Source organism: Variovorax sp. YR216 (genome assembly GCF_900107745.1).
Lineage (GTDB): Bacteria > Pseudomonadota > Gammaproteobacteria > Burkholderiales > Burkholderiaceae_C > Variovorax.
Window position 1 is genome coordinate 40,822 of record NZ_FNRO01000027.1, and the last position, 25,738, is coordinate 66,559.

The window sequence follows — 25,738 nt, forward strand, 5'->3', positions numbered from 1 at the left end:
GATGGAAAGAGTGACCAGCCCTCGGCCGTGGCCCCTTCACCGTCGCCTGGTGCGGGTCCCGGCGATATTGGCGGGCGCTCTCCTGGCGCCATCATCGTCACCCCGGGAGTCCCTCGTTTACCGAGACCATCGCCCTATCCTGGAGCCGGTGGCTCCCATGCCCCTGCTTCCGCTGGACAGGCGGCGAGGATCTCCAGCGAACTATGGCGGAACATCTCTGTCCAGCCATCCGCACCCTGGAGTGGGGTGCGCCCAGCGGTCTATACCTACGTGCTTGCGGGTGACGTCGGCCGCCAGGACGAGTACAGGGGCTCTGACGAGCGGGTGATCAAGGCCCGGGCCAATCTGAAGGCCCTCGTAAAGGAGGTGCGTGCCATGGATCAGGGGGGCGTCTTTGATCCGACGGTTGTGAATGCGAACCTGTTCCTCGTTCCGTCGAAAGTCGGGATGGCACAGGATGCGTCGTATGACTTTCAGTTGGCGGGCGTCTATCGGACGACTTTCGCCGATCTGCTCCAAGGTCGCACTGAGCTCGAAGGCAAACTCGCCGGCCTGGGCCCATTCCTCGTCGCAACTCGTCTTCCGGTGAACGAGATCGTGGAGATCTCAGCCTCAGGAAATGCGACACCCGGGAACACTCACATGGTCTTGATTGATCTGACAGACGCCGAGCCGCAATCTGTCGTTGTGTTCATCAGCATCTTCAAGGACACGATCCGCAAGAAGAACGTCCTCTCCGACGCGAAGCTCGAACCTCTGCGCGCGACGGTGGTGTCATTGCTCGTGCAGGCGAATCAGGCCATCCCTTTCATCGGGAGCGCTTCGGCGGCTGTCCGGGCTTCGATGTCTGGTGACACCAAGCCAGACAGCCCGGTTCGTTGAGAGCGCCCATAGCTGGCACGCCTGCAGCGAAAACTCCAGCGCGAGTTCGAAGCGTCGCGCCGCGCGAAGGTGCTATTGCGCATTAGCCCTCCGAGCGAGGCATCAGCCGCGCATCCGGCACGACGCGGACACGTACCGCCTCGTCACGACCGCGCAGGTGGGCATCGAGCGGCGCCAGTAGGCCGGCCGAGATCCCGGCGTGCCGGAACACCGCATCCGAGACGATGGCCTCGCAGCCGACGTCGCGGGTCAACTGCTGAAGCCTGGCGGCCACGTTCAATGGATCCCCCAAGGCGGTGAATGTCACGTGCTCGCGAAAGCCGATCTCGCCCATGACGGCGCGGCCACAATGCACGCCGATGCCGAAGCGGATGGGCTGGCGCAACTGGGGTTCGATCGCATCGTTCAGCGCCGCGATGTTCGTGGCGATCCGCGGCACCGCGTCGAGCGCCTGGCGGCATGCGATGGCGGGCTCGGTATCCAGGCCGAATATGGCGAGGACCCCGTCGCCCAGGAACTGGTTCGGCAACCCGCCTTCCCGCACGATCGCAGCGCAGGTCGCAGCCAGGAAGCGACTGACGATGAACAGGCTGTCGAACGGCAATTGCTCTGCTGCGAGCCGCGTGGAGTCACGCATGTCCACGAACATGAACGCAGCGAATCGCTCCTTCGGCATGACGCCCCATCGCCGACCCGGCTCGAAGTTCACGTTGGTCGACGTCGGCACGAGTGGCCAAACCGAAAGATCCGCCTTCGGACGCAGCTGGCATGCGAGACGCACGAAGCGTGGGTCCGCGTCGAGTCGTGCCAGCACGCGTCGTTCCGCCTCTCGCGGCGCCGGCAGCTTCGCGTCGCCGACCACACGCACCCGGCACAACGAGCACCGGGCACGGCCGCCGCAGGCGCTTGCGTGGGGAATGCGGGCCATCCTGCTTGCCTCCAGCACCGAGAACCCCAGGGGCACGTGTACCTCGCGCCCATCCGGATAGCGCACGCAGACTCGGCCTCTCTTGCGCTCCCACAGCGAGCGCGCACCTCGCGCCGAAAGCACGAGCAACAGCGCGCCACCGTCGAAGAGAAGGAAGTCATTGCGCAAGTCGACGAGCCAGCGATCTTGCGCTGCCGTCCCGATGACTGTCTGCGCGAGCGCATGGGCGCGCCAGCCCGGGTCTTGCGCCAGCGCCATCACCTCCCGGCCGCCTTGCAGGTAGCCCAGCAAGGCCAGCACCGGCACGAGCACTGCGAGGCTCGCCAACACACTGCGCCATGCGCCGAACCATGGCTTCAATCGCAACCAGAACCAGATGCCGTAGCACCCGTGCACCCAGGCCACCACGAGCAGCATCAGCTGCACCCTGCCGAACGACGGCTGGGCAATCCACAACGAGTACAGCAACTGGGCATAGCCCTTGTCCAGGCCGAACGCGGCAAAGGCGATGCGCGTGTTGACGAGATGGTTGGCCAGCAGCGGCGGTATGCACAAGCCCAGCGTGAGCTGGGCGACTTCGCCTGGCGTCCAGTGCAGCGAACGGCGCTCATACAGCGCCCACAGGCCGAGGCAGAAATGGATCGCCAGTGCGCTGTACAGCAGGATCGTGCCGGGCCATCCCTGCCAGATGAACTTCTGCACCAGCAGGCCTCGTTCGAGCCATGCCAAGGAGGCATTGCCGAGCGAATGATTCAGCAGGTGCGTCCCGATATAGACGAACAGCACGAGCCCGCTCGCCAGCCGAACGGAACGCGCTCCGGCCGGTCGCAGGGTGCGAAGACGTCTGAAACCAGGCATGTGCTTGCGCGCGAATTGTGCGGCAACGCCGGCACTACTGGCACGCCGGCGCTCCGGTTCGGACGATCCGGGCGGCCGCGACCATCGCGAGCCAACCCGTGCAGATGCTTCACTGCGTGGCAACGTTCGAGGCCGTGGCTGCCTCGGCGGCCGTCGTCGCCCGCGCCCTGGCGTAGCGCTGCGGGTGCTCCTCGTTGAGCTTCATGCCGCTTTCGTCGCTCGCGAGCATGTCGCCTGTCCGGATCGCTTCGGCCAACTCGGCCCGGACCTGTGCGCGCGTCTTGCCCGCCGCGATGACGCGCGCAGGGTAGCGCTGCGGGTTCTCCTCGTTGGCCTTCAGCCCGCTCTCGTCATTGGCCATGATGTCGCCCGTCCGGATGGCGTCGGCCAGTTCCGCCTGGACCTGAGCGCGTGTCTTGCCCTCTGCCACGACTGGAGCGGGGTAGCGCTGCGGGTTCAGCTCCCGCAGCGTCATGCCGCTTTCGCCCGCGGCGAGCATGTTGCCCGTTCGCATTGCCTCGGCCAGATCGGCCTTGACCTGCGCGCGTGTCAGGTCGCCGTCGGCATGGGCGGCTGCACCGAGTGCGGCGAGAAGGAACAGCGTGCCAGTGGCGCGGGCGAGCTTGGATGTACGCATGATGATCTCCTGGGGTGAGCGGCACCACCTGTGCCGTGGTCGAGGCCTCTGAGCCTCGTAGTGCAGTACGGTGGTGCGCCCCGGAATATTCGCGCCCACGCATGCAGGGGCTCCGAAAGCGTGAACAACTGCCGGAAGGCCCGGCACAGGGTGCTGTCGCGTCACCCGTCGTCGGAGCACACGAAGCGTTGACCGTCTGCCTCGGATGACCAGGGTGCGCACGCGAGCGTCGGGCTCCTCGGCCCGCACGTTCCCCAGCGGCGCTTTGGAGCGCATACTTCCAGCCAGCCCCGCCAGTGAGACAACAAGGATGACTTCGCCGGAATCTCTTCGCTTGTACGTTCCCGAGCCGACCGGGCGCCCGGGTCACGAGACCGACTTCTCCTATCTGCACCTGTCGCCTGCCGGCGCGGTGCGCAAGCCCGCGGTCGACGCGACACCGGCCGACACCGCGGACCTGGCCTTCACGTTGGTGCGCGTGCTCGACGACGAAGGCCGCGCTGTGGGCCCGTGGGCACCGCAGCCCGATGTGCCGCTTCTGAAGCGCGGGCTGCGCGCGATGATGAAGACGCGCGCCTTCGACGCCAAGATGCTGATTGCGCAGCGGCAGAAGAAGATCTCCTTCTACATCCAGTGCCTCGGCGAGGAGGCGATCGCGACTGCGCATGCGTTCGCCATCCAGCAGGGCGACATGTGCTTCCCGACCTATCGCCAGCAGGGCTTGCTGCTGGCGCGCGAGGACATCCAAATGGTGGAGCTCATCTGTCAGTTGATGAGCAACGGACGCGATCCGATGCGGGGACGCCAGCTGCCGGTGATGTACTCGTACAAGCGCGCCGGCTTCTTCTCGATCAGCGGCAACCTGGCCACGCAGTTCATCCAGGCGGTCGGATGGGCCATGGCCTCGGCGATCAAGGGCGACACGAAGATCGCTTCGGCGTGGATCGGCGACGGTGCCACGGCCGAATCAGACTTTCATACAGCGCTCACCTTCGCGCATGTGTATCGCGCGCCGGTGATCCTCAACGTGGTCAACAACCAGTGGGCGATCTCGACCTTCCAGGCGATCGCCGGTGGAGAGGCAACGACCTTCGCGGCACGCGGCGTCGGCTGCGGCATCGCGTCGCTGCGTGTCGATGGCAATGATTTCCTTGCGGTGCTCGCCGCGTCGCGCTGGGCGGCCGAGCGGGCGCGCAGCAACCTGGGGCCGACGCTGATCGAGTGGGTCACCTATCGGGCCGGCGCGCACTCGACCTCCGACGACCCCTCGCGCTATCGACCTGCCGACGACTGGCAGCATTTCCCGCTGGGCGATCCGGTCGCACGGCTGAAGCAGCATCTGGTGCGCCTGGGCGCCTGGTCCGACGAAGAGCATCGGCGCGCGCAGGAGCAACTCGAGGCCGAAGTCGCGGCCGCGATGAAGGAGGCCGAGGCCTACGGCGGCACGCTGATCGACGGCCATGTCCCGCCGCTCGAGTCGATGTTCGAGGACGTCTACAAGGACATGCCGCCGCACCTGCATGAGCAGATGCGGCAGGCGAGGACGCAAGCCGCGCGATAGGGCGGTGGACGACTGACATGGCCCGCATGACGATGGTTCAGGCCCTGCGCTCGGCGATGGACGTGATGCTCGAGCGCGACCCGAACGTCGTGATCTATGGGCAGGACGTCGGCTACTTCGGCGGCGTGTTCCGTTGCACCGAAGGGCTGCAGGCGAAATACGGGCGCTCGCGCGTCTTCGATGCGCCGATCTCCGAGGGCGGCATCGTCGGCTCGGCGATCGGCATGGCCGCCTATGGCCTGCGTCCGGTGGTCGAGGTGCAGTTCGCGGACTACTTCTATCCGGCCTCGGACCAGATCGTTTCGGAGGCGGCGCGGCTGCGCTACCGCTCGGCCGGCGACTTCTCAGCGCCCATCACGATCCGCATGCCCTGCGGCGGCGGCATCTACGGCGGGCAGACGCACAGCCAGAGCCCGGAGGCGCTGTTCACGCATGTCTGCGGCCTGCGCACCGTGATGCCGAGCAATCCCTACGATGCCAAGGGCCTGCTGATCGCGTCGATCGAGAACGACGACCCGGTCATCTTTCTGGAACCCAAGCGGCTGTACAACGGGCCGTTCGACGGCCATCACGATCGACCGCTGGTGCCCTGGTCGCAGCACGCATTGGGCGAGGTGCCCGAAGGGCACTACACGGTGCCACTCGACACGTCCAAGGTGTTCCGAACCGGCGCCGACCTGACGGTGCTGGCCTACGGGACGATGGTGTTCGTCTGCGAAGCGGCGGCGGCCGAGAGCGGCGTCGATGCCGAGATCATCGATCTGCGCAGCATCTGGCCGCTGGACCTGCCGGCGATCATCGCCTCGGTGAAGAAGACGGGTCGCTGTGTCGTCGTGCACGAAGCGACGCGCACCAGCGGCTTCGGTGCCGAACTCGTGGCGCTGGTGCAGGAGCATTGCTTCTATCACCTGGAAGCGCCCGTCGAACGCGTGACCGGCTGGGACACCCCGTATCCGCATGCGCTCGAATGGGCCTATTTCCCCGGGCCGGCGCGCGTGGCTGCGGCTTTCCGGCGAGCGATGGAGACCTGACATGTCCGGCAGCATCCATGTGATCAAGGTGCCCGACGTGGGCGAAGGCATCGCCGAAGTCGAGCTCGTGGCCTGGCACGTCGAGCCGGGCGATGCGGTCGTCGAGGACCAGGGGCTGGCCGACGTGATGACCGACAAGGCCAATGTCGAGATCCCTTCGCCGGTCGCCGGCCGCGTGATCGCGCTTGGTGGAGAGGTCGGACAGATCCTGGCCGTCGGCTCCGAACTGATCCGTATCGAGCGCTCGCGTGACGATGCGGGGGCGCCCGCGCCCACGCGCGCGGCCTCGCCACCCCCGCCCGTGGAGCGCGTGGCAGTGCCGAACGCGCCGGCGACAGCGTCGGCGCGACCGGCGCCGTCGTCCACGCGGGCCGCGGAGGATCGTCCGATTGCCTCGCCGGCGGTGCGCCGGCGGGCCTGGGAGCTCGGCGTGGATCTGAAGGACGTCGTGCCGAGCGGAACCGCCGGCCGCATCGTGCACGCCGATCTCGACGCCCACTTCGCCGCGCATGGCGGCCGCCCGGCGGACCGTGCGCCCGGCGCAGCGAACGCCGAACGCGACGACGAGCAGGCCATCCCCGTCATCGGCCTGCGCCGTCGCATCGCGTTGCAGATGCAGGAATCCAAGCGGCGCATCCCACATTTCAGCTACGTCGAGGAGGTCGACGTCACCGAGCTCGAGGCCCTCCGATCGGCGCTCAACGCGAAGTGGACCTCAGAGCGCGGGCGCCTGACCCTGCTGCCTCTGCTGATGCGGGCGACGGTGCTCGCGGTGCGCGAGTTCCCGCAGATCAATGCCCGCTTCGACGATGAAGCTGGCGTCGTCACACGTCACGGCGCAGTGCACATCGGCGTCGCGACGCAGACGCCGAACGGGCTGGTCGTGCCGGTGGTCCGGCACGTCGAGGCGCGCGATCTGTGGGCCGTGGCCGCCGAAATGGCGCGCCTGGTCGACGCTGCGAGGGCAGGCCGGGCGACGCGCGCGGAACTGAGTGGCTCGACGATCACCCTCAGCAGCCTCGGCGCGCTCGGTGGCATTGCGTCGACCCCGGTGATCAACCGGCCCGAGGTGGCCATCGTCGCGGTCAACCGGATCGTGGACCGTCCGGTGTTGCGCGGCGGCGCCATCGTGTCGCGCCGGATGATGAATCTGTCGTCCTCGTTCGACCACCGGGTCGTCGACGGCATGGATGCCGCGCGGTTCGTACAGGCGATGCGCGCATTCATCGAAACCCCGGCGCTGCTGTTCGTCGAGTAGCGGCGACGACACCGGCCGGTGACCTCCGCGCGCCCGGCGCTGACGAGTTGAGCAAGCTCGCCGGGCACCTGGCGCCATGGGCATCACGCGGCCGCGCATCCATAACACACGGAGACAAGAATGCCGATGCTGGTCGCGACCCGTTCATAGACCGTCACGCCGCGCTTTGGCGTACTCCACCACGGCCTGCGTGCTTCGGACCGGCGCAAGGCCAACCGTCAGGAGCCGCCACTCTTCAAACTGCGTAGTTGCTCCTCCGCATGGTCGAGGGCCTTGCGCAGGTCCTGTATCTCGTGCTCCAACCTGTTGATGTTCGCCGCGCGGCTCTGCTCCGGGGGGAGGATGTCACAGCGGGCTTGCAGCGCGGCCAATGTCTCTGCAAGTTGTTGGCGACGCAGCATTTGGCCTTTGGAGCGGGCGAGTTCCATGTCCCGCTCGATGGCTGCTTCTTCGGCTTTGCATTCAGTGCTGTCCGTGCGGCCCGCGGGCTGGGCGATGGCGGGGAGTGTCAGCGCCAGCGCGATGATGAGCAATAAAGGGTTCACGCGCATTTTGATACTGCAAGGAAGTAGACGTCGAACATGCCGGCTCGAAATCGCTGACGCTGACGAAGGCATGGGAAAACACGTTGGCTCCTGAGGCAATTTGCAGGTCAACTTCGACGGTCCGCTGAAGGCCGACCTCGGTCCGCCAATCCGGTCGGTCAACGGTATTCGATGATGAGCTTCCAGGGATGATTTTGGGAAGCAGCCGCTTGGTCGGCATGCGAACGGAAGCACACGAGAACCGTGTGTACCCGTTCCTAGCGTCGAGCAATGTCCTTCACGATTTCGTCGGAGATGCTACGAATCTGGTTCTCCGTCATGGGCGCAAATACGCCCTGCATGGCCGACGACGTCGTCGCGTACTTTCGCGTGCCCATGGGCGTTGCACCCGGGAGTTCGGAAAATGAAACATCGGCATCGATGTAGGCGTTGCCCGTCATGATGCCGGCAGCGACACGGGCACCGCGCGTGATGTATCGATAGTCGTTAATGTTGACCGTGACCAATGTCGAGGGCTCGGTCGCCGATGCAACGGCTGTGTCGGTGGGGGCCCGCGTCATGCCCGCAGCCGCGGTGGCCTCGGTCATGCCGACTCGCCATTCGTTGCGGAACTGTTCCCAGTCCTTCGAGGCCGCCAGTTCCTTGCTCGCCCGGACGTCTAGCGTCACTCGCTTGGCTGCTGCAGGCGAGAGAGCGAACTTCTGCTCGGTGCCGCCTTGGCGCTGCACGTTCGCCGCGCAGCCCGTGAGGACCAGAATCGTCGAGAGGAAAGCTAGTTTCAGCGGTTGATACATTGAGGTTGCTTCGTGGGAGGAGGTCGATGGCGCCCCGATTCCGGCTACGTGCTGCGGCACCGGAGAAATTCAGGCGTGAGATGTGCGAGGCAATACTTGTGCGTGCCGTACGAATTGGTAGCGCGGCTGACGTCATTGGAATCTTCTTCGCCGGCCTATTGTGATTGGCACCTCAGTCAGTGCGCACGCGCTCACGTGGTAGTGCGTTGCGAACCAGCTACGAACGTCTGGTCCTGAGCGAACTGAGTCGCACGTGGGACCTGCCGGCCCATCAGCGGCGGCAGCGGATGCCGATCTTCACGGGCAAAGGACCAGCTTGCCCTCGAGACCGCCGGCTTCCAGTCGGCGATGTGCCTCGGACACCTCGTCGAAGGTGATGCGGCCCGCTACGCGGGGCCGGATGGCCCCGCGGGCCAGCAAGCCGAAGAGCTGCTCGAGGTCCTCGCGGAACCAAGCGGGATGGAGGGCGCGCAGCAGGTTGATCGAGAAGAAGGCGGCGCGCCTACCGCCCGGCCGCCACCTCCACAAGTACAGGCGCGCGATCCACATCAGCATGGTGATCATGCGGCGCTGCGCCTGCACGCCTGCCGAGTACCCATAGGCGCACAGCAGGCCGCCGCGGCCGACAGCCGAGAAGGATCGGCGATAACTGTCCTCGCCGATGCCGTCGAAGACGACATCGAACCCTCCAGGCACGACGCGCGTGAAGTCTTCGCCCTGGTAGTCGATCGGCGTGGCGCCGAGTTCGCGGATGAGCGGTGCATGCCGACCATGCGCAGCGCCCCACAGCTCCACGCCGGCGAGTTGCCCGAGGACGAGCAATGCCTGGCCGACCGCGCCGGCGGCGCCATGCACGAGGACCCGCTGACCCCTTCGCACGTGGGCCGCGCGGTGAAGCAACTGGTACGCCGTCGTCCAACTCAGGATCAGCGCTGCTGCCTCCGAAGCGTCGACGCCCGCCGGCACGCGGGTGAGGCGGTCGGCCCGGATCGTGCGATAGGCCGCGTTCGAGCCGACAACCGTCATGTCGGCGACCCGATCGCCAACCCGGAAGTCATTCACCGCTGCGCCGACCAAGTCAATTTCACCGACAAAGTCATAACCCAGCGCGAACGGCGGCCGGCGTTGCGACGTCTGCGGGTAGAGATGACGCCGAATCAGGACATCGGTGTACTCGAGCCCAGAGGCGAGCACGCGGACCCGCACCTCACCCCTGCCCGGCACTGGCAGGGGGGCGTCCACCACCTCGAGCGCTTCGGGACCGCCGAAGCCGCTCACCTGGACGACTCGGTTGCGCAATTCATTCATGAAGGCACTCCCTTCGGGTCACGCGTGCCGCTCCCCTCACAACGGGATGCTGTCGACGACCCGCGGAGGGCGATTCCGGCTCGGGGGCTGAGCAGCGACTGGCGTGTTGACCGGGCCGCATCGCGTACCGTCGCAATATAGGCGGACGGACAGCAGGGCGTTTTGACCTCTATCAAAGCTTTGTGAACGTCGATGTATCACATGGGAGCAAACAACAAGGCAACCGTGACACACCGTCCAACATCCTCGCCGACCGCCTGAAGCGTCTCGCGGAGGCAGGCGTTGCACGACATTCTGGGATGGCTGGGCCGCGAGGCCTTGATTGCGATCAAGGCCCGAGACCTGAGGTCGACGCCGGCTTCGAGCCATGGCTTGCCACCCAATCCTTGAAGTAGCTCAAGGAATAGGCCTGTTCAACCGATGTAACAGCGCGCAAGCTCGTTGCCTGCCTGCCGTTATTCAGAGTGCCATGCCGCTACCGGCCCTCTCATCGATTCGATGATCATGTCGATCGTTTCCGCCCAGGCCTTCTCGACCTGCGCCGTGTACCTCTCATCGAGAATCCCACGTGCCGACTCGAGAAACGCTTGCCGAAAGGCCGGGTAGTACTCGGCCGCGACACCGTAGCCATCATGTCGCCGTCCGAGATCTCGCAGGCCGAGCGCCATGATCTCGGGGCGGCTCATCGCGTGCACGAGAAATTGCATCATGTGAGAGAGCATCTGGCCCTGGCTGTCCATGTCGCCACGGAAAAGTCCTTCCGCCGCAGGAGCCAGCGCGAACAAACGTCGATAAAGATCCTGCGTAAAGCGCTTCTGATGTTGCAGGAGAACGCCGATCGTCGACTGGACCAGCAAGACGGAGTCCGGCGCGTCAAAGCCGATGGCTTCCACGAGTTGGAACGCGCCGCGCCTACCCTTCAATACGGCTTGTGCTTTGCGCACCTTCACGGGCGCCTGCGGAACTTGATTGAACAGAACCTCCGACATCAGGAATCTCGTACCAAGCGTTTTGTTCGCATCCTGGATGCGGCTGGCGATGTTTATCGCATCACCGACTACCGTGAACTGCCGGTGATCCGGATGCCCCATCATGCCAACGATGAGAGGGCCAAAATGCGCTCCGACGCCGATCTCGAGCGTCGTTCCGAATTCGTCGGACAACTCCGCATTGAGATCGTTCAGCGCTGCGAGCATGCCCAAGCCGGCTCGAATCGTGTCGAGACAACTCTTCTCGGGCGGATCGCCGCCAACACCGAACAGCCCAACGATCTGGTCGCCGACATACTGATAGATGACACCGTTGTTGATCAGAATCGCGTCGCCGACCGCCTTGAAGAAACGATTGAGGATATGCACCACGTCGAAGGCGAGGTGCGCTTCGACCAAGGGCGTGAAGTCGCGGATGTCGCTGAACAGGATGGCGAGCGTTCGCTCCTGCGACGGCGCGACCGACGCTTCTTCCACCTGCAGGCACGACACGTCCGAGTGGGTCCTGATCAGCCGTTCGAGGCTCACGTCCCCGCTGACGCTCGTCTGACACGCCAGGCGCGTGAACCCATCCCAGCGAAGCGCGCTGGCCACCTCGACCTCGCGCGGCGTGCGCGCCGAGACGTTCTGAATCCCGTCACAGATGCGGACGCGGCAAGTCGTGCAGCGCCCGTGTCCGCCGCATGCCCGAACGTGCGGGATTTTGTGCGCGATCGACACGTCGAGGATGGTCATGGTGGGATCGGCGACCGGCATCGCCCTGTCTTCGCCCACGTATACGATTGTCGTCATATAAAGCTGGGCACTCGAACGATGCCAAGGCGATCACGAGGCCCGAGGGTCATGATGCTGATCGAGGGCGCGCAGAGCGCCCGACGCAAGTCTAGGCTCGACACCGCAGAAGTGGAAGATGGTGCAACCCTCACCGACCAGGCGAGCCACGGCGAGGCAATCGAGCACGCCTCCAGCCCGAACTACGCCAGCAACGTAGCTCACCAGAGCTGCCCGCTGAAGCGGGCGACAGCGCGCTGAGCGCGCACCTGCCTGGGCTCAGTCCTGTTCGGCCACGCGCAGCCTCTTCGCCAGCGCCTGCAAGAGCTTCCAGGCGATGGCACCGTTGCGTTCGATCAGCGGGCGGAACTCCCAGAAGGTCAGGCCGTAGCACACCAATTGGGTGGTGGCGACGACGGTGGCCGAGCGCGGCCCGCCGTCGATCAACGCGATCTCGCCGAAATGGTCGCCCGGGCCCAGCGTGTTGATCGACACGCCCTTGCTCGACACCGCGGCCTCGCCCGATTCGATGATGAAGAACGCAGCCGCGCCCGAACCTTCGCGGATGACGGTCTCGCCCTGGGCGAAATGGCGCTGCTTCAGCAGCCGCGCAATCTGCTCGGTCTGGCGCCGGTCCAGGTCGACGAAGAAGCGCACACGCTGCAGAGCGCCCACCGGGTCGCGCGGCGGAGGGCTGGGCAATGTGGCCTCACTGCGCGACTGGCCGGTGGTCACGGCGCGGCATTGCAGCAGGTACAACGTGCCTTCCTGCATCGCCCATTCGATGTCGCGGCGCGGGCCGTAGGCCTTCTCGCACTGCAGCGCCAGGCCGGCGAGCGACGCCAGCTGCGCATCGTCCAGGCACAACTGCGTCACCTGCGCCGCCGGCACCTGTTCTTCGAAGGTCCCGCCGTTGGGCAGCGAGCGCACGGCGATCCGCTTGCGTCCGGGCTTGCGTTCCAGCACCACGCCGGCGCGATCGAGGCGGAAGTGGTCGGGCACCACCAGGCCGGCAACCACCGCTTCGCCCAGGCCCCAGCTGGCCTCGATCAGACGCTCGTCAGCGCCGGTGACCGGGTGTTCGGTGAACATGACACCGGCCACATCGGGACTGAGCAGCGTCTGCACCACCACGCCGACACTCGGCCTGGTGAACAGCCCCACCTTCTGGCGGTAGGTGATGGCCGAATCCGAATTGGCCGACCACCACACCTCGCGCACTGCGCCGGGCACATCGGCGGGCGTGTGCACATTGAGCACCGTCAGGTGCTGGCCCGCAAAGCTGGCTGCGGCGCCGTCTTCATCGACGGCCGAGGAGCGCACGGCGAACGGCGCCGGCAGCTCGGCAATTGCCGCTGCGAGCCTCTCGATGGCCTTCTCGTCGCCGCCGGCGACGGCCTCGACCAAGTCGCCCGACAGCGCCACCCCTGGCGGCACCGCCAGGCCGTGATGCACGGCATTGCCGAGGCCCACCGCCTTGGAGCCGAAGAGCGCAGCGTCGCGCGCCTTCGCAAAAGGGACGACTTGCTGTTTCACCCAAGCACCGTGACCTCGCCGGCATCCCCGTCGACGCGCAGGCGCATGCCGTCGCTGATGCGTTCGGTGGCCTCGCGCGTGCCGACCACGCCGGGTATACCGTATTCGCGCGCGACGATCGCCGCATGCGACAGCAAGCCACCATTGTCGGTGACGATGCCGCCCAGCAGCGGCAGCAGGATGTTGAAGGCCTCGGTCGTCGATTCGGTGACGAGCACGTCGCCCTGCTGGATGCGGCCGAATTCCGACGGGCCCGAGACGCGCCGCGCCGGGCCTTCATAGACCCCCTTGCTGGCGGCCAGCCCGTAGAGCATCCGGTCTTCGTTGGTGGCCTCGGAGCTGCCGAACAAATGGCCCAGCGCGATGAAGGTCGCGCGCATGAGGCGAGCCACAGGCGGCGGCAGCGCCGCCAGGTCCGGCGGCGGCGGGGGCGGCGGGCCGAGCAGCGGCGGCACGTCCTTGGCGGTGTGCGCCGCGCGATAGGCGGCGCGCTGTGCCAGCTCCTCGGCCATGGGGCCACCACTGGCGGCAACCAGTGCGCACATCTCGTCGATGCCGGCGTCCAGCATGTGCAGTGGGGTGGCGATGCGGCCGCGCGCCGACACGCGCCGGCCGGCCGCCAGCGCCGCGCGCCGCATCAGGCCAGAGGCCCAGATGTCGCTGTAGATACCGCGCTCGTCGCGCAGCCGGTACATCAAGCGGGCCTCGCCCAGCAATTCATCGAACTGCGCCTGGTGCGCCACGGGCACGTGGGCACGCACCTCGGCGACGCGCACGTCGAGGTCCGACGCGACCGCGGCCTCGCCCGACAACGCGATACGAAGAGAGCGGAGCAGGGCGTCAGGCAGCTCCAGTGCCGTGGGCTCGGCGATGTCGAAGCCGTCGATCAGTCGGTGACCGACCAGGTCGAGATAGCCGCGCACCGCCGCGCCGGCATCGCCGCCGAGCGTGCGCAGACGTTCGAGCAGTTGCGCCGGGTCGGCGTCGCTGGCCAGCAGCGTGCGTGCCGCCGCGTCCGTGGCGAAGGCGCCCTTCAGGCGCGCCATCTCGTCGGATCCGCCGGACGAGACCTCGGCCGAACCGCGCATCAGGCCCAGCAACTCCGACGGTGGCAACTCGGTCCAGGCGCCCGCATGGGCAAGGAAGTCGCCGACTGGCAGCACCGCGCCACCGGTAAAGCGCATGTGCTGCGTGATCATCGCCGCGTGATGGTCGCGGCAGCGCCGCAGATAGGCCACCAGCTCGGCGTCGGACAGCGCATCCGCGTCGACAAGCTGCAGCTCGCGGTGCATCGCGATTGCCGCGGGCTTGCACTGGTCGTCCCATTCTCGCAGCTGCTCGCGCCAGAGCTTTTGCGCATAGACCTGCTCGGCGCGCTGAAAGCGTTCGGGCAGCTCGGATTCCGGTGCCGGTACCACCTGGTTGTAGCCGAAGCCCTGCACGTAGGCCATCTGCAGGCCGTCGATGAGCATGCCGTAGTAGCGCGCAAAGGCTTGCGTGCCGGCGCGGAACGGGCCTGGGTGCATCTCCTGGAAGTAGCGCGTCATTGGCCGAGGGAAGTGCACGCTGTCCTGTTTCCACGGTCCGGGCCCGGGCGGCTCGATGGGCAGTTTGATGCTCAGGTCGTGTACTGTCATGGCGCTATCTCCTTGTGAGGATCGGCCCGTGTGCCTACGACCATGCCGCAGACTCGGAAAGGATACTCCTGCGCGTCGCGTGCGCGCCGATCCATGTTTCTGACGCGCCGTAGCAAGCATGGTCCCAGTGCGGATCACGAATCGTCATGGCTCACGATACAGCTGAAGCCGTGGGCATCGACCGGTTACAGGTCCACGCGCGGGCATCTGCGCCGGCGCAGGCGCAAAGCCCATCTCACCGTGGCTCAGCAGCCCTCGACCGCTACCAGGTAGTCGGTGGCTGCTTGTTGGCGCATGGCCAGCAGTGGCGCGTACTCGGGCGAAGCGAACCAGTCACGGATGTGCTCCATGGAAGGGAATTCAATCACCACCAATCTGCCGGGCGTCCAGTCGCCCTCCAGTACTTCGAGGCTGCCACCACGCACTATGAAACGGCCGCCGAACTTCTGGATGATGGGTAGGACCTGCCCCTTGTACCGGTCGTAGGTCTCGTGGTCGCGGATTTCGGTCTGAGCGATGAGGTAGGCAGTCACGAAGTTCTCCTCGGGCTGCTGCCATCTTGCCGGACAACGGACGCGCGCTCCAGTGTCCGATGTGTGCCGCCAGATCGGCGTGTCCGAAGCGACCTACTACACGTGGAAGAAGAAGCGGCGGCGGCCCTTGGCTCACCGCAGTTTGGAACCGGATGCCTTGATGGGCCTATAGTCGATCAACTGCGCCAGCGTAGACTCCGCTCTTGTCTTGTAGACCGTCGCACCCTGCTCCGAGGCGATGCGCACGGCGGTACGCAGCCAACCCTCGGCGAGCGCCGCGTTCACCGCCGAGTCCGCCAGCGCAAGCTCTGCACGCATCCGCCACAGCTCCGAAACATGGATGCCCACTTCCGGTGAAATCAGCGTGTCGAAGATGCGCGTGACGAGTGCCAACGCCTCCTTGCCGCGACCGGCCCGCGTCAGCGCTTCGACCATGCACAGATGCGGATACACGCCGAGGAAGCTGTGCCTGACTGCCGTGTCGTAGGTCGCTTCCATCATGACCAGTCCGCCGGCGATGTCCCCCTGCCGTACGCGCGCCAGGCCGAACATGAACTGCCCGAGCCCGTGCTGCAGCGGCAAGTCGTATTTCCTTGCCACCTGCATCTCGCGCTCAGCCATGTTCTGACAGGCATCGATGTCGCCGGCCAGTTGCATGGCGACGCTGCCGTTGCCGAGGGCGAATGCCAGGCTGAACGGGTGTTGCACCGACTCCGCGAGCGCGAGCGCGGCGTCGAGGCTGGCGCTGGCATCCCGCGCCAAACCCGCGAGGCCCAGCCCCATGGCGGTGCAGCAATGTGCGCAGACACCCGGATCATGGCCGGCATACACCTGGGAAAGGTCGTGATGGCGCTGCGGGTCGTAGCGCAGAATGCCTTCGCGCGTCACCTCCAGCATCTTCCCGGTCTGGCCCGTGAAGTAGCAGATGCCCCAGCGGTGATGCAGGCTTTCCATCTGCAGGTCGTCGTCGCCCAGCTTGCGGCCGATCTCCAACAGTTCCTCGCCCAGCATGCGCATATCGTCGAACTGGCGCGAGTTGGCCTTGGTGATGTACAGCCCCCATGTCGCCTGGAATAGTTGCCGTTCGGAGTTGGCCTGCTTGGCCAGCGCATAGGCCTGCGCCAGCACCGCGGCCATGTCATGGCTCAGTGGCCCGGCCTGGATGTTGAAGGTCGCGCCCAGCTTGAGCTTCGCTTCGATCGTGCAGCGCGCACGGGTCGCGGCGTCGGTGATCTGCTCTGCTTGCGCGAGCGCGGCGTTCAAGTTGGCGATCGTCTCGGCATGGGCCGAGCGCCGCCCCGACTTTTCTGCGGCGAGCAGCCAATACGTGCACGATCGCTCTGGCTGCGCCGCGCGGTCGAAATGATAGGCAACCATCTCAGGCGCGCTGACGGCCGAGGTGTCCAACTGCGATGCCAGCAGTTCGGCAATTTTCAGGTGCAAGGCCTGGCGACGGCTGCGCGACAGGCTTTGGTACGCCGCCTCCTGCACCAGCGAATGGTTGAAGCTGTAGCCACCCTGTTGCGGGTCCTCGGTGGCGAATACGAGGCCTGCGCCGAGCAACCGGTCCAGGCCCTCGCGCAGCGTAGCCTCCTGCACGCCGGCAATGGCGGCCAGGAGCGGGTAGGAGAAATTGCGCCCGATCACGGAGGCCACCAGCGCAATGTCCTCGGCTTCGCCCAGACGATCCAGCCGGGACATCAGGGAGTCCTGCAGCGTCGAAGGCACGACAACGGCGTGCGCAGCCTGCATGTCGATCACCGCCTTGGTCAGTTCTTCGACATACAGCGGTACCCCGTCGCTGCGCTCCACGATCTGCCGGACCAGCGCCTCGTCGATCGGCCAGGTGCCCGCGGCGCGGCGGGCCACCGCAGCACTTTGGTCGTACCCCAGCGGCTTGCACAAGATTGCAGTGGCGTTCATGTGCTCGCCCCAGGGCTTGCGGAATTCGGGCCGGTGGCTGACAAGGGCCAGCACCCTGCATGATCCGATGCGCGACAGCAGCCGTTCCACCAGGATTTGCGTCGTGGGATCGCTCCAGTGCGCGTCCTCCAACAGCAGGAGCACCGGCGCTTCGTCAGGTGTGGCCAGCACGAAGTCTTCGAGGATGGCGAGTATTTCCAGGTTGCGCTGCGCGGTGGTCATCTCCATCGGCGACAGGCGGTCGGGTGTTGGAAGTTCGAGCAACTCTGCGATCAACAGGAGGTCCCGGCGCGACGTCCTGCCGATGCGCGGCAGCAGGGCTTCGAGCTTGCCCAGATTCTCTTCAGTCGCGCGCTCGGGCTGAATCGCAGCTTCATGCCGCAGCAACTGGGTCAGCGGGTACAGCGCGCTGTTGCGGTGATAGGGAGAGCATTGGCAGCGCAACAGCCGATGAGGCGTACCGCGTACTCGCTCGGCGAGCGCCTCGATCAACCGCGACTTGCCCATTCCGGCATCGCCGCCGAGCATCACGAGGTGGCCGCTGCCCTGAACCGCACGTTGCCATGAATCGAGAAGAAAGGCCTGTTCCCGCTCGCGCGCAACGATCGGCCCGGCAAGCCTGCCGCGCGACGCGGCGAACCGACTCTCGACGCTGCGTTCGCGCACCACCTTCCAGACCGGGACAGGCTTGTCAAAGCCCTTCAACGCGTGTTCACCGGCGGACACGTACTCGAAGAAATCGCCACTGAGTTGCCGCGTCATCGGACTCACCAGCACGCTACCGGGTGCGGCAAGCGCCTGCAGACGGGCTGCCAGATTCGGCGTGTCGCCGACCACTGTCTGTTCGCGAGTGTCACCGGCCGCGTGCCCGACGACCAGGCCGGTGGCGACGCCGACGCGGGCCTGAAGCGCCTGGCCATCGGGGCGCTGCAGACGAGCGACCGCCATCACCATATCGAGTGCCGATCGGATCGCGCGCTCAGTTGCCTGTTCCTGGGCATGCGGATAGCCGAAGTAAGCCAGTACGCCGTCCCCCAGGAATTGGGCGATGTGGCCGTCGAAACTCTCGATCACACGGGCGCAGGTATCGCGATACCTGCCCAGCAACTGGTCGAGGTCCTCGGGGTCGAGTTGACTGGCGATCTCGGTCGAGCCCACCAGGTCCGTAAACACGACGGTGACCTGGCGGCGTTCGACCTGCTTGGCGGTCGGAGCAGGCGCAACGGGGCCTGCAGGCATGGTGGCGGTTTGCCGCAGCCTGGAGGCTGCGGCGAGGAGCTTGCGCCGGTGGCCGAGCGACAGCCCCAGCTTTTCCAGGTCCTGATCGGTCAGGTCCGGCACGACCGTCAAGTCGATGTCGTTGCTGACAAAGTCTCCGCAATACATCCCAAGGCCGAGGCCTTGGAGCCACGAGCTGATGTCTGCCATTCGAAGACCTCACGACGGTTCGACAGCGCTCCTTTCAGTGTCGGCCGTCTTGATACCGGCTGCAAGTTCTTCTGCGGCCTCGGGGCACCGGCGAGGGCGCGGAAGGAGCGTTTGGCCACCCGTGGCGCGATTCGCCGCTGCCGGCCTTCAGCCGCTAAACCATCGAGACCCCTGATTTGAGGGGACGCATGACGAAGCTCGAGCGGCAGTCCTGCACGCTCGGATGTTTCAGGAGCGTATCCATGACGAAGCGGGTGTAGTGGTCCATGTCGGCGACCACCACCTTGAGCAGGAAGTCCATGTCACCGGTGAGAGAGACACATTCCACCACTTCGGGCCATGTTGCGACTTCGGCAGCGAAGTCATCCATGGGCGTTCTCTTGCTGCGCCCGCTGTGCTTTTCCAGCCTTACGTTGATGTAGGCGGTCAGGTTGAGCCCCACGCGGCGCGCACGAACCAGCGCGGCATAGCCGGCGATGACACCCGATTCTTCCATCCGCCTCACACGCCGAAGCGCTGAGGAGGCCGACAAGCCCACTTGGCCGCCGAGCTCATCGAAGGAAATCCGTCCCTGCGTCTGCAGGACGGCCAGTATGCGCCGATCAAGAGAATCAAGCTCGATGGATTCTTCCATGAGGCCATCTTCGCATGATTCATGCGCATTTGACCGTTGGGCGCCGCTAAATTGCACGATAAATGCACCGGGAAATGTCTACAGTCTCTCCATCCCGAGCCAACGGCTGCTCATTTCTGGAGACGATGTATGACCGACCTGTTCGACAATCCCATGGGCCTGTGCGGCTTCGAGTTCGTGGAGTTCGCTTCGCCCACCCCCGGCGTGCTGGAGCCCCTGTTCGAGAAGCTGGGTTTCACGCTGGTCGCCAGGCACCGCTCCAAGAACGTGCTGTTGTATCGCCAGGGCGGTATCAACTTCATCATCAACAACGAACCGGGTCAGGCGGCTTACTTCTCTGCGGAGCACGGCCCTTCGGCGAGTGGGCTGGCTTTCCGTGTGCGTGATGCACACAAAGCCTATAAGAGGGCGCTCGAACTGGGCGCCCAACCCATCGACATTCCCACCGGACCGATGGAGCTTCGCCTGCCGGCGATCAAGGGCATTGGCGGCGCACCGCTCTATTTGATCGACCGCTTTGAAGACGGCAAGTCCATCTATGACATCGACTTCGAGTTCCTGCCGGGCGTGGACCGTCACCCGAAGGGCCATGGCTTCCAGGTCGTCGACCACCTCACGCACAACGTCTACCGCGGCCGCATGGCCTACTGGGCCGACTTCTACAGCAAGCTGTTCAACTTCCGCGAGATCCGCTACTTCGACATCAGCGGCGAGTACACGGGACTGACCTCCAAGGCCATGACGGCGCCCGACGGGTTGATCCGGATCCCGCTGAACGAGGAGGCCAAGCAAGGCGGTGGCCAGATTGAGGAGTTCCTCATGCAGTTCAACGGCGAGGGCATCCAGCACATCGCGCTCTTGACCGACAACCTGCTCGACTCGATCGACCAGCTGCAGATGGCCGGCATCCCGCTGCTCACGGCGCCCAACGACATCTACTACGACAACCTGGAGAAGCGTCTTCCCGGCCACGGCCAGCCGTTGGGCGAGCTGCAGGCGCGCGGCATCCTGCTGGACGGCACGACCGAGGGCGGCAAGCCCCGCCTCTTGCTGCAGATCTTCTCGGAGCCCATGCTGGGCCCGGTGTTCTTCGAGTTCATCGAGCGCAAGGGCGACTATCGCGAGGGATTCGGCGAGGGCAACTTCAAGGCGCTGTTCGAATCGCTCGAGCGCGACCAGATCAACCGCGGCGTGCTGGCGGCCTCGGACAAGGCGGCGACCAAGGAGCCTGCATGAAGCTCGGTGCCGGGGAGCTCGCGGCGCAGTTGTCGATGCTCGATGGCTGGACGCACGCAGCCGTTCGGGGCGGCACGCTCTCGAAGGAGTTCCGGTTCGAGGACTTCAATCAAGCTTTCGGCTTCATGACGCAGATGGCCCTGCATGCCGAACGGATGAACCACCACCCGGAGTGGTTCAACGTCTACAACCGTGTGTCGGTGACGCTGACCACGCATGACGTCGATGGCATCTCGGCCAAGGACATCGAGATGGCCCGCTTGATGAATCGAATCTTTGCGACCAAGCCAGGCGCTCAGGCTTAGGAGTACACCATGCTGCAGCAACTCAAGGAAACCGCCAAGCACGGTCTGGCGGCAGGGGAGAGCCACGCGCCCGCGCGGCCCGACTGGACGATCGACCAGGGCTGGTCGAACTACACGAGCGAAGAGCACGCCGTGTGGCGCACGTTGTTCGAGCGGCAGTCGAAGCTGTTGCCGGGACGCGCGTGCGACGAATTCATCCGCGGGATGAGGGACTTGCCGATCGGGCCCGAGCAGATTCCCGACTTCGAGCAGCTGTCCAAGGTCTTGAGGAAGCGCACAGGGTGGGAAGTGGTCGCTGTGCCGGGCCTGGTGCCCGACGATGTGTTCTTCGAGCATCTGGCCAATCGTCGTTTTCCCGCGGGCCATTTCATCCGCAAGCCGCATGAGCTGGATTACCTGGAAGAACCCGACGTCTTCCACGACGTCTTCGGCCATGTGCCGATGCTGATGAATCCGGTGATCGCAGACTACATCCAGGCCTACGGCGAAGGCGGCCTGCGCGCCAAGCGGCTAGGTGTCCTGGAGAAGCTGGCGCGGGTCTATTGGTACACGGTGGAGTTCGGGCTGGTCCAGCAACCCGACGGCCTGAGGATCTATGGCGCTGGCATTGCCTCGTCTGCGAGCGAGACCCGCTTCGCCGTCGAAGACGATTCGCCCAACCGCGTCCGCTTCAAGCTCGAGCGGGTGATGCAGACGCGCTACCGCATCGATGATTTCCAGGAGACCTACTTCGTGCTGGGCCATCTGGACGAACTGCTGGAACTGGCCCGGATCGACTTCGCTCCGCTCTACGAACGCTTGGCGGATGCGCCTGAAAACGAGGCGGGGACGGTGCTTTCCACCGACGCGGTGGTGACGCGGGGAACTGGTCGATACCACGCGGCCAAGCGCTCGGAGACGCGTGCATGACCGGCGCTACTCAGACGGTCGCGATCACAGGCGCCACGGGTCACCTCGGGCGAGCCGTGGCAAAGGCCTTCCACGCGCAGGGTGCTCGATTGATCCTGCTGGACCGCCAGACGCCTCCGGCCGATTCGATCTCGGGCAATTCGGACCGCGTGCTATTCCTGGAGGTGGATCTGCTCGACCGTCAGAAGGTGTCGCAGGCCATCGCTCGCGCGTGCGACCAGTTCGGCGAGATCACAACCGTGTGTCACATCGCCGGGGGCTTCCGCATGGGCGAGGCCGTGCATGAAACGACCGAAGGAACGTGGGACTTTCTCATGGACCTGAATGCCCGCTCGTTCATCAACGTCGCGGCGGCCACGGTGCCGATCCTGTTGCGGCGCGGCGGCGGAGGAATCGTCACCGTGGGTGCGGGCGCCGCGGGTCGTGGCGCGGCCCGGATGGGTGCCTACAGCGCCTCGAAGAGTGCGCTCATCCGCCTGACCGAATCGATGTCGGCCGAGCTCAAGGACAAAGGCGTCCGGGTGAACTGCGTCCTGCCATCCATCATCGACACGCCCGACAACCGCAGCGCGATGCCTGACGCGGACCCGTCTTCATGGGTTGCACCCGCCGCATTGGCCGACGTGATCGCCTTCCTGGCCTCGGACGCGGCACGGGCGATTCATGGGGCGGCGATTCCTGTGAACGGGATGGTCTGAAGACGACGGCTGGTCTAGCAAGGTGGCCGTGCAGAATTGGTCTCCGTCCGATTCGACGGGCACCTGCCCCAGTTCATCGAAACTCTCCGCGCAATCTCCGCCTTGCAGCAGGAACGCTTCCCCGCGGGAGACGGCTGCGAGTTCGCAGACCTGCATCGGGTGCATGGCTGGACGGCGGATTTTGTCCGGCGCAGCCCACGCGGCCTGCGGCCGCCCACGCCATGTTCGAATCGCGATGGCTCGTGCGGCTTTTCGCGCGGGGCCGGGTTTGATGACTGAGCTGATCGGGTCTGCGGTCGTGGGCGCCGAACATGCGCCAGCCGAAGAGCCCGGCGGCGAACCTGCCGCCGGGCTGGGTCTCCCGTTCGTGCTGCGTTTGCCTTCGAGAGGCTGCGATTGCCTACGTGAGAGGCGCACCGGAATACCCGGTGCCGACTCTACGTCGCGATGGCGCGTTCCGGTGCCGCGACTTGTATCGAGGTGAATCTGCGGCGAGGTACGACGTGACCTGCGCGGCGGCTCTACGCCTTGACGCGGATGATCTCCACGGGGCCAATGCCGGTGGCGAAAAGGTCGAGAGTCTCGCTCACGAACACCTCGGCGCACAGACGAGATGGTTCTTGCCGAGGAACCGTTTCGAGGTCATGTTCGTTTCGCTAGGTTTGCGCACCGCAACATAGAATCGTCGGCCCCCCGGGAAAGGTTCGATGTCCAGGCGTTCCCTCAAGACCCTCAAGCGTTCCTCAACGCCTTTCGTGCGCGTCGGGGCGAGCGGCGTCCATGGGCTTGGTGCCTTTGCGACCTGCTCGCTCCCTACCGGTGCCGTGCTCGGACTTTATGAGGGGCGGCGCTACAGCCCCGCGGAGGTGGCTGCCCTGGATTGGGACAACCAGCTCACCTATCTCTTTTCGCTCACGAACGACGAGATGATCGATGGTGCCAAGGGCGGCAATGCCACGCGCCACTTCAATCACGCGTGCGATCCGAACTGCGAGGCGATCGAGGAGTATGACGAGGCGGGCGAACTCATCGTGAAGTTCGTGACCCTCGTCCCGATAGAGCCTGGCGAGGAGCTCTTCATCGACTACAACCTCACGGCCGACGACGACGCGCGGGCATCCGACTACCCCTGCCACTGCGGCTCGGACAGTTGTCGCGGCACCATGCTGGTGACCGAGGCAGAGGGCGGTCAGCACGAGACGGTTCACCAGACCCAGACCGCCCTCGTTTTCGTGCTGCACCAAGGGTGACGCCATCGGTCCCCACGGCGACCACCCTTGGTCGCGTGGCGTCGTCTCTGCATCAGCGCCCGACACCGAGTTGCCTCGTGAACTTTTTAACGAATGTGACAAAAGCACATTCTTGATGGCAAATCCTGGAAACGAAGGTGTTACTTCGTGTAGCAGAATCGGCTCGCATCAACTTCGGCCCACCAGAGACCCGCCATGACCATCAGAATTTCAGCCGCATCCACCGCGAGTGTCCTGCTCTTCTTCAGCGTCACGGCTGGCGCAGCAACGCCGAACTACCCCGTACTGACGGAAGCCTGGCTGATTCCGGTTCTTGTCGCATTGGCTTGCGCCATTGCTCTGTTCGGGTTGTGGATGCTGATGGCGCGGCGTCGACGCGCCAAGGCGTTGGCAGCAGTCGTCGTAGGCGCAAGGGACCGGAGTCTGCAGCGACACACTGAGCGACAGCGCCTCGCGACGCAGTTCTCCGACCTCAGCCTCTAACTAGTCAAGCGGGCCGAACTCAGTCTTCGAACCGCCCGGGCGAAGATGATCCTCCACGCACTCGTCAGGCCTTGTGGGCACGCGCCGCCAATTCCGTGCAGACCCGGAGTGAATGCCCCGCTCAAGGCAGATCGATGATCTCGATCCAATTGGGATTCTTGCCGACGGGCATGCTCTTTGGTGCGCCCAGGGCACCGTTTGCCGGGTCGATCGGATGCACGGACACGCTATGGGAGTCCTGTCCGGCCACCATCAGATAGCGGCCAGTCGAATCGATCGCGAAGCCTCGCGGCGTTTTTTCCGTCGGAGTTTGGCCCAGGGGCTGCAGCAGACCCGTGGCGGAGTCGACCCGGAAGGCGGAGAGCGTGCTCGATGTGCGCTCGGAGGCGTACAGGTACTTTCCGTCGGGCGTCAGGTGCATGTCCGCTGCCCATGGCTTTCCGGTGAAGCCCGCGGGCAAGGTGGTCGTTCGCTGCAACTCTCGGAGCGTGCCACGCGCGCCGTCCCACGCGAAGACGTACAGCGAAGCATCGACTTCGTTCACCAGATAGAGGTAGCGCTGCGACTTGTCCCAGACGAAATGACGGGCACCGGATTTCGGGGCGGTTGAAACCAGCGCGGGATCGTTCGGCGCCAGTAGCCCCTTTTCTGCATCGAAGCGCCAGATCGAGAGGTTGTCGCCGCCCAGACTGGTCGCGAGGACGAAGCGGTTCGTCGCGTCGGCATGGATGGCGTGCGCGTTGGGCGCAGTCGGGATCAGTTGCTGCACCGCCCCAACCGCGCCATCCTTGCCGATGGAATTGACCGTGATCTTGTGGCCGGGATAGGAAGCTGCAAATAGCCAGCGGCCAGTGGCGTCCACATCGATGTTGGCCATGCTGTCAGCCAGGGGCGCTTCGCCGAGCTTGCGCAAACGACCGCTCGCGCTGTCGATCGCGAAGCTTGTGACGCGGAAGGGCTGCGAACGCAGCGCCGCATACAGGAAGCGCTTGTCCGGGCTCACCGCCATCGGCATGACGGTGCCGGCGACTCCGACAGTTTCCACCGGCTTGAGCTGACCTTGCGCACGGTCGAGCTCGAGGACCGAAATCTCCTGGCTGTCAGCGTTCGCTACGTAGACATAGGTTGCCGCATGGGCCGTGGCCATCCCGAACAAAACGGCAATGCCCGACAGCAGGGAGGCACGGCCGAACCCACTCATTCGCACTCGCATATGAAGGTCCCGTCTGGATTTGATCGATGAGGCGCACATTGGCACCCAAGTCATACGTTGTCGTACAACAAGGGTGATTCTCTGGCCGCAATTGGGGGATGAATATCAGGGGTTCTCCGTAGATCTAAGCGAATGCGCGAGACTTGCCATCCCTGTCGTCTCTGGTTGTATGACGACATCTCTCGACCTGCCCAAGTTTGAGGCTTCAAGTCACTGGCGCCGGATTGAACAGCACGAGCGCGTTGTGCAGCTTCCACTGCTCGGCCCATGTCTTCTTCGTGCCGCTGGCCACGTCGAGCATGAGGCGAAACAGCTCCCAGCCCACCTCCTCGATGGTCACTTCGCCATCGGCGATGCGCCCGGCGTTCACATCCATCAGGTCATGCCAGCG

The 25,738-nt window shown here is 65.3% G+C and carries 25 protein-coding genes and 1 pseudogene; 12 read left to right on the forward strand and 14 right to left on the reverse strand.

The features are described from left to right. Positions 1-246 precede the first annotated feature (246 nt). Positions 247-882, forward strand: a complete 636-nt coding sequence (locus BLW05_RS33325) for a hypothetical protein (RefSeq protein WP_093168880.1) — start codon at positions 247-249, stop codon at positions 880-882. An 82-nt stretch (positions 883-964) separates the two neighbouring features. Here BLW05_RS33325 and BLW05_RS33330 read toward each other — a convergent pair whose 3' ends face one another. Together BLW05_RS33330 and BLW05_RS33335 are read right to left on the reverse strand one after the other, a co-directional pair. Next, positions 965-2,596, reverse strand: a complete 1,632-nt coding sequence (locus tag BLW05_RS33330) for an adenylate/guanylate cyclase domain-containing protein (RefSeq protein ID WP_256330624.1) — start codon at positions 2,594-2,596, stop codon at positions 965-967. Positions 2,597-2,777: 181 nt separating this feature from the next. Then, complete coding sequence (locus BLW05_RS33335) at positions 2,778-3,305, reverse strand: DUF4148 domain-containing protein (RefSeq protein ID WP_093168884.1); 528 nt, start codon at positions 3,303-3,305, stop codon at positions 2,778-2,780. Positions 3,306-3,615: 310 nt separating this feature from the next. Here BLW05_RS33335 and BLW05_RS33340 point away from each other — a divergent pair, with 310 nt between their 5' ends. From BLW05_RS33340 to BLW05_RS33350, 3 genes are read left to right on the forward strand one after another with little or no spacing between them, the layout of a single operon-like run. Beyond that, on the forward strand, positions 3,616-4,866 hold the full coding sequence (locus BLW05_RS33340; RefSeq protein WP_093168886.1) for a 3-methyl-2-oxobutanoate dehydrogenase (2-methylpropanoyl-transferring) subunit alpha: 1,251 nt from the start codon (positions 3,616-3,618) through the stop codon (positions 4,864-4,866). 17 nt (positions 4,867-4,883) lie between these two features. Further along, on the forward strand, positions 4,884-5,897 hold the full coding sequence (locus BLW05_RS33345) for an alpha-ketoacid dehydrogenase subunit beta (protein WP_093168888.1): 1,014 nt from the start codon (positions 4,884-4,886) through the stop codon (positions 5,895-5,897). A gap of 1 nt (position 5,898) precedes the next feature. Then, positions 5,899-7,155 (forward strand): dihydrolipoamide acetyltransferase family protein, encoded by a 1,257-nt coding sequence (locus BLW05_RS33350; RefSeq protein ID WP_093168890.1) that lies wholly within the window; start codon positions 5,899-5,901, stop codon positions 7,153-7,155. 218 nt (positions 7,156-7,373) lie between these two features. Here BLW05_RS33350 and BLW05_RS33355 read toward each other — a convergent pair whose 3' ends face one another. The 4 genes from BLW05_RS33355 to BLW05_RS33370 all read right to left on the reverse strand — a co-directional run bounded on the left by BLW05_RS33355 (position 7,374) and on the right by BLW05_RS33370 (position 11,583). Further along, positions 7,374-7,706 carry a DUF1090 family protein gene (locus tag BLW05_RS33355; protein WP_256330625.1) on the reverse strand — a complete coding sequence of 111 codons (333 nt, stop codon included), beginning with the start codon at positions 7,704-7,706 and terminating at the stop codon, positions 7,374-7,376. Between the two features lie 251 nt (positions 7,707-7,957). Further along, positions 7,958-8,494 (reverse strand): DUF4410 domain-containing protein, encoded by a 537-nt coding sequence (locus BLW05_RS33360; protein WP_093168894.1) that lies wholly within the window; start codon positions 8,492-8,494, stop codon positions 7,958-7,960. A 297-nt stretch (positions 8,495-8,791) separates the two neighbouring features. Then, entirely contained in the window at positions 8,792-9,802 is a 1,011-nt protein-coding gene (locus BLW05_RS33365; protein WP_093168896.1) for a medium chain dehydrogenase/reductase family protein, read from the reverse strand. Positions 9,803-10,257: 455 nt separating this feature from the next. Further along, positions 10,258-11,583: an adenylate/guanylate cyclase domain-containing protein gene (locus BLW05_RS33370; protein WP_093168898.1), complete on the reverse strand. Its 1,326-nt coding sequence runs from the start codon at positions 11,581-11,583 to the stop codon at positions 10,258-10,260. A 51-nt stretch (positions 11,584-11,634) separates the two neighbouring features. Between BLW05_RS33370 and BLW05_RS33375 the strand changes: the two genes are divergently transcribed. Further along, positions 11,635-11,823 (forward strand): hypothetical protein, encoded by a 189-nt coding sequence (locus BLW05_RS33375; RefSeq protein WP_093168900.1) that lies wholly within the window; start codon positions 11,635-11,637, stop codon positions 11,821-11,823. 18 nt (positions 11,824-11,841) lie between these two features. On the opposite strand, the gene BLW05_RS33380 is transcribed toward BLW05_RS33375, so the two are convergent. The 3 genes from BLW05_RS33380 to BLW05_RS33390 form a co-directional block, all read right to left on the reverse strand. Further along, entirely contained in the window at positions 11,842-13,098 is a 1,257-nt protein-coding gene (locus BLW05_RS33380) for a PEP/pyruvate-binding domain-containing protein (RefSeq protein WP_093168902.1), read from the reverse strand. Next, positions 13,095-14,735 carry a PEP-utilizing enzyme gene (locus tag BLW05_RS33385; protein ID WP_177142926.1) on the reverse strand — a complete coding sequence of 547 codons (1,641 nt, stop codon included), beginning with the start codon at positions 14,733-14,735 and terminating at the stop codon, positions 13,095-13,097. Before BLW05_RS33385 ends, BLW05_RS33380 begins: the two co-directional genes overlap by 4 nt. A 245-nt stretch (positions 14,736-14,980) precedes the next feature. Next, positions 14,981-15,268 carry a DUF1330 domain-containing protein gene (locus tag BLW05_RS33390; protein ID WP_093168906.1) on the reverse strand — a complete coding sequence of 96 codons (288 nt, stop codon included), beginning with the start codon at positions 15,266-15,268 and terminating at the stop codon, positions 14,981-14,983. Positions 15,269-15,320: 52 nt separating this feature from the next. Between BLW05_RS33390 and BLW05_RS36980 the strand changes: the two genes are divergently transcribed. Further along, positions 15,321-15,440 (forward strand): transposase, encoded by a 120-nt coding sequence (locus BLW05_RS36980; protein ID WP_093168908.1) that lies wholly within the window; start codon positions 15,321-15,323, stop codon positions 15,438-15,440. On the opposite strand, the gene BLW05_RS33400 is transcribed toward BLW05_RS36980, so the two are convergent. Further along, positions 15,401-18,619, reverse strand: coding sequence for an AAA family ATPase (locus BLW05_RS33400; RefSeq protein ID WP_093168910.1), 3,219 nt, complete (start codon positions 18,617-18,619; stop codon positions 15,401-15,403). The genes BLW05_RS36980 and BLW05_RS33400 overlap by 40 nt on opposite strands. Positions 18,620-18,773: 154 nt before the next feature. Further along, positions 18,774-19,253: an Lrp/AsnC family transcriptional regulator gene (locus BLW05_RS33405; RefSeq protein WP_093168912.1), complete on the reverse strand. Its 480-nt coding sequence runs from the start codon at positions 19,251-19,253 to the stop codon at positions 18,774-18,776. 129 nt (positions 19,254-19,382) lie between these two features. Between BLW05_RS33405 and hppD the strand changes: the two genes are divergently transcribed. The 4 genes from hppD to BLW05_RS33425 are packed head-to-tail and all read left to right on the forward strand — an operon-like array spanning position 19,383 to position 22,401. Then, positions 19,383-20,489, forward strand: a complete 1,107-nt coding sequence (gene hppD, locus BLW05_RS33410; RefSeq protein WP_093168914.1) for a 4-hydroxyphenylpyruvate dioxygenase — start codon at positions 19,383-19,385, stop codon at positions 20,487-20,489. After that, entirely contained in the window at positions 20,486-20,794 is a 309-nt protein-coding gene (locus BLW05_RS33415) for a 4a-hydroxytetrahydrobiopterin dehydratase (protein WP_093168916.1), read from the forward strand. The genes hppD and BLW05_RS33415 overlap by 4 nt, the downstream gene beginning before the upstream one ends. Positions 20,795-20,803: 9 nt before the next feature. Continuing rightward, the gene (phhA, locus tag BLW05_RS33420) at positions 20,804-21,703 is read left to right on the forward strand and encodes a phenylalanine 4-monooxygenase (RefSeq protein ID WP_093168918.1); all 900 of its coding nucleotides are present in this window, start codon (positions 20,804-20,806) and stop codon (positions 21,701-21,703) included. Beyond that, entirely contained in the window at positions 21,700-22,401 is a 702-nt protein-coding gene (locus BLW05_RS33425; RefSeq protein ID WP_093168920.1) for an SDR family oxidoreductase, read from the forward strand. The genes phhA and BLW05_RS33425 overlap by 4 nt, the downstream gene beginning before the upstream one ends. Here the strand turns inward: BLW05_RS33425 and BLW05_RS36985 are convergent. After that, on the reverse strand, positions 22,297-22,566 hold the full coding sequence (locus BLW05_RS36985) for a 3-deoxy-7-phosphoheptulonate synthase (protein WP_218135271.1): 270 nt from the start codon (positions 22,564-22,566) through the stop codon (positions 22,297-22,299). The genes BLW05_RS33425 and BLW05_RS36985 overlap by 105 nt on opposite strands. 542 nt (positions 22,567-23,108) lie before the next feature. Here BLW05_RS36985 and BLW05_RS33430 point away from each other — a divergent pair. Then, positions 23,109-23,651 carry an SET domain-containing protein gene (locus tag BLW05_RS33430; RefSeq protein WP_093168922.1) on the forward strand — a complete coding sequence of 181 codons (543 nt, stop codon included), beginning with the start codon at positions 23,109-23,111 and terminating at the stop codon, positions 23,649-23,651. A gap of 195 nt (positions 23,652-23,846) precedes the next feature. Beyond that, entirely contained in the window at positions 23,847-24,134 is a 288-nt protein-coding gene (locus BLW05_RS33435; RefSeq protein ID WP_093168924.1) for a hypothetical protein, read from the forward strand. 121 nt (positions 24,135-24,255) lie between these two features. Here BLW05_RS33435 and BLW05_RS33440 read toward each other — a convergent pair whose 3' ends face one another. Together BLW05_RS33440 and BLW05_RS33445 are read right to left on the reverse strand one after the other, a co-directional pair. Then, positions 24,256-25,335 carry a lactonase family protein gene (locus tag BLW05_RS33440; protein ID WP_371127012.1) on the reverse strand — a complete coding sequence of 360 codons (1,080 nt, stop codon included), beginning with the start codon at positions 25,333-25,335 and terminating at the stop codon, positions 24,256-24,258. A 217-nt stretch (positions 25,336-25,552) separates the two neighbouring features. Beyond that, positions 25,553-25,738, reverse strand: a pseudogene (locus BLW05_RS33445) (UxaA family hydrolase); the annotation flags it as partial.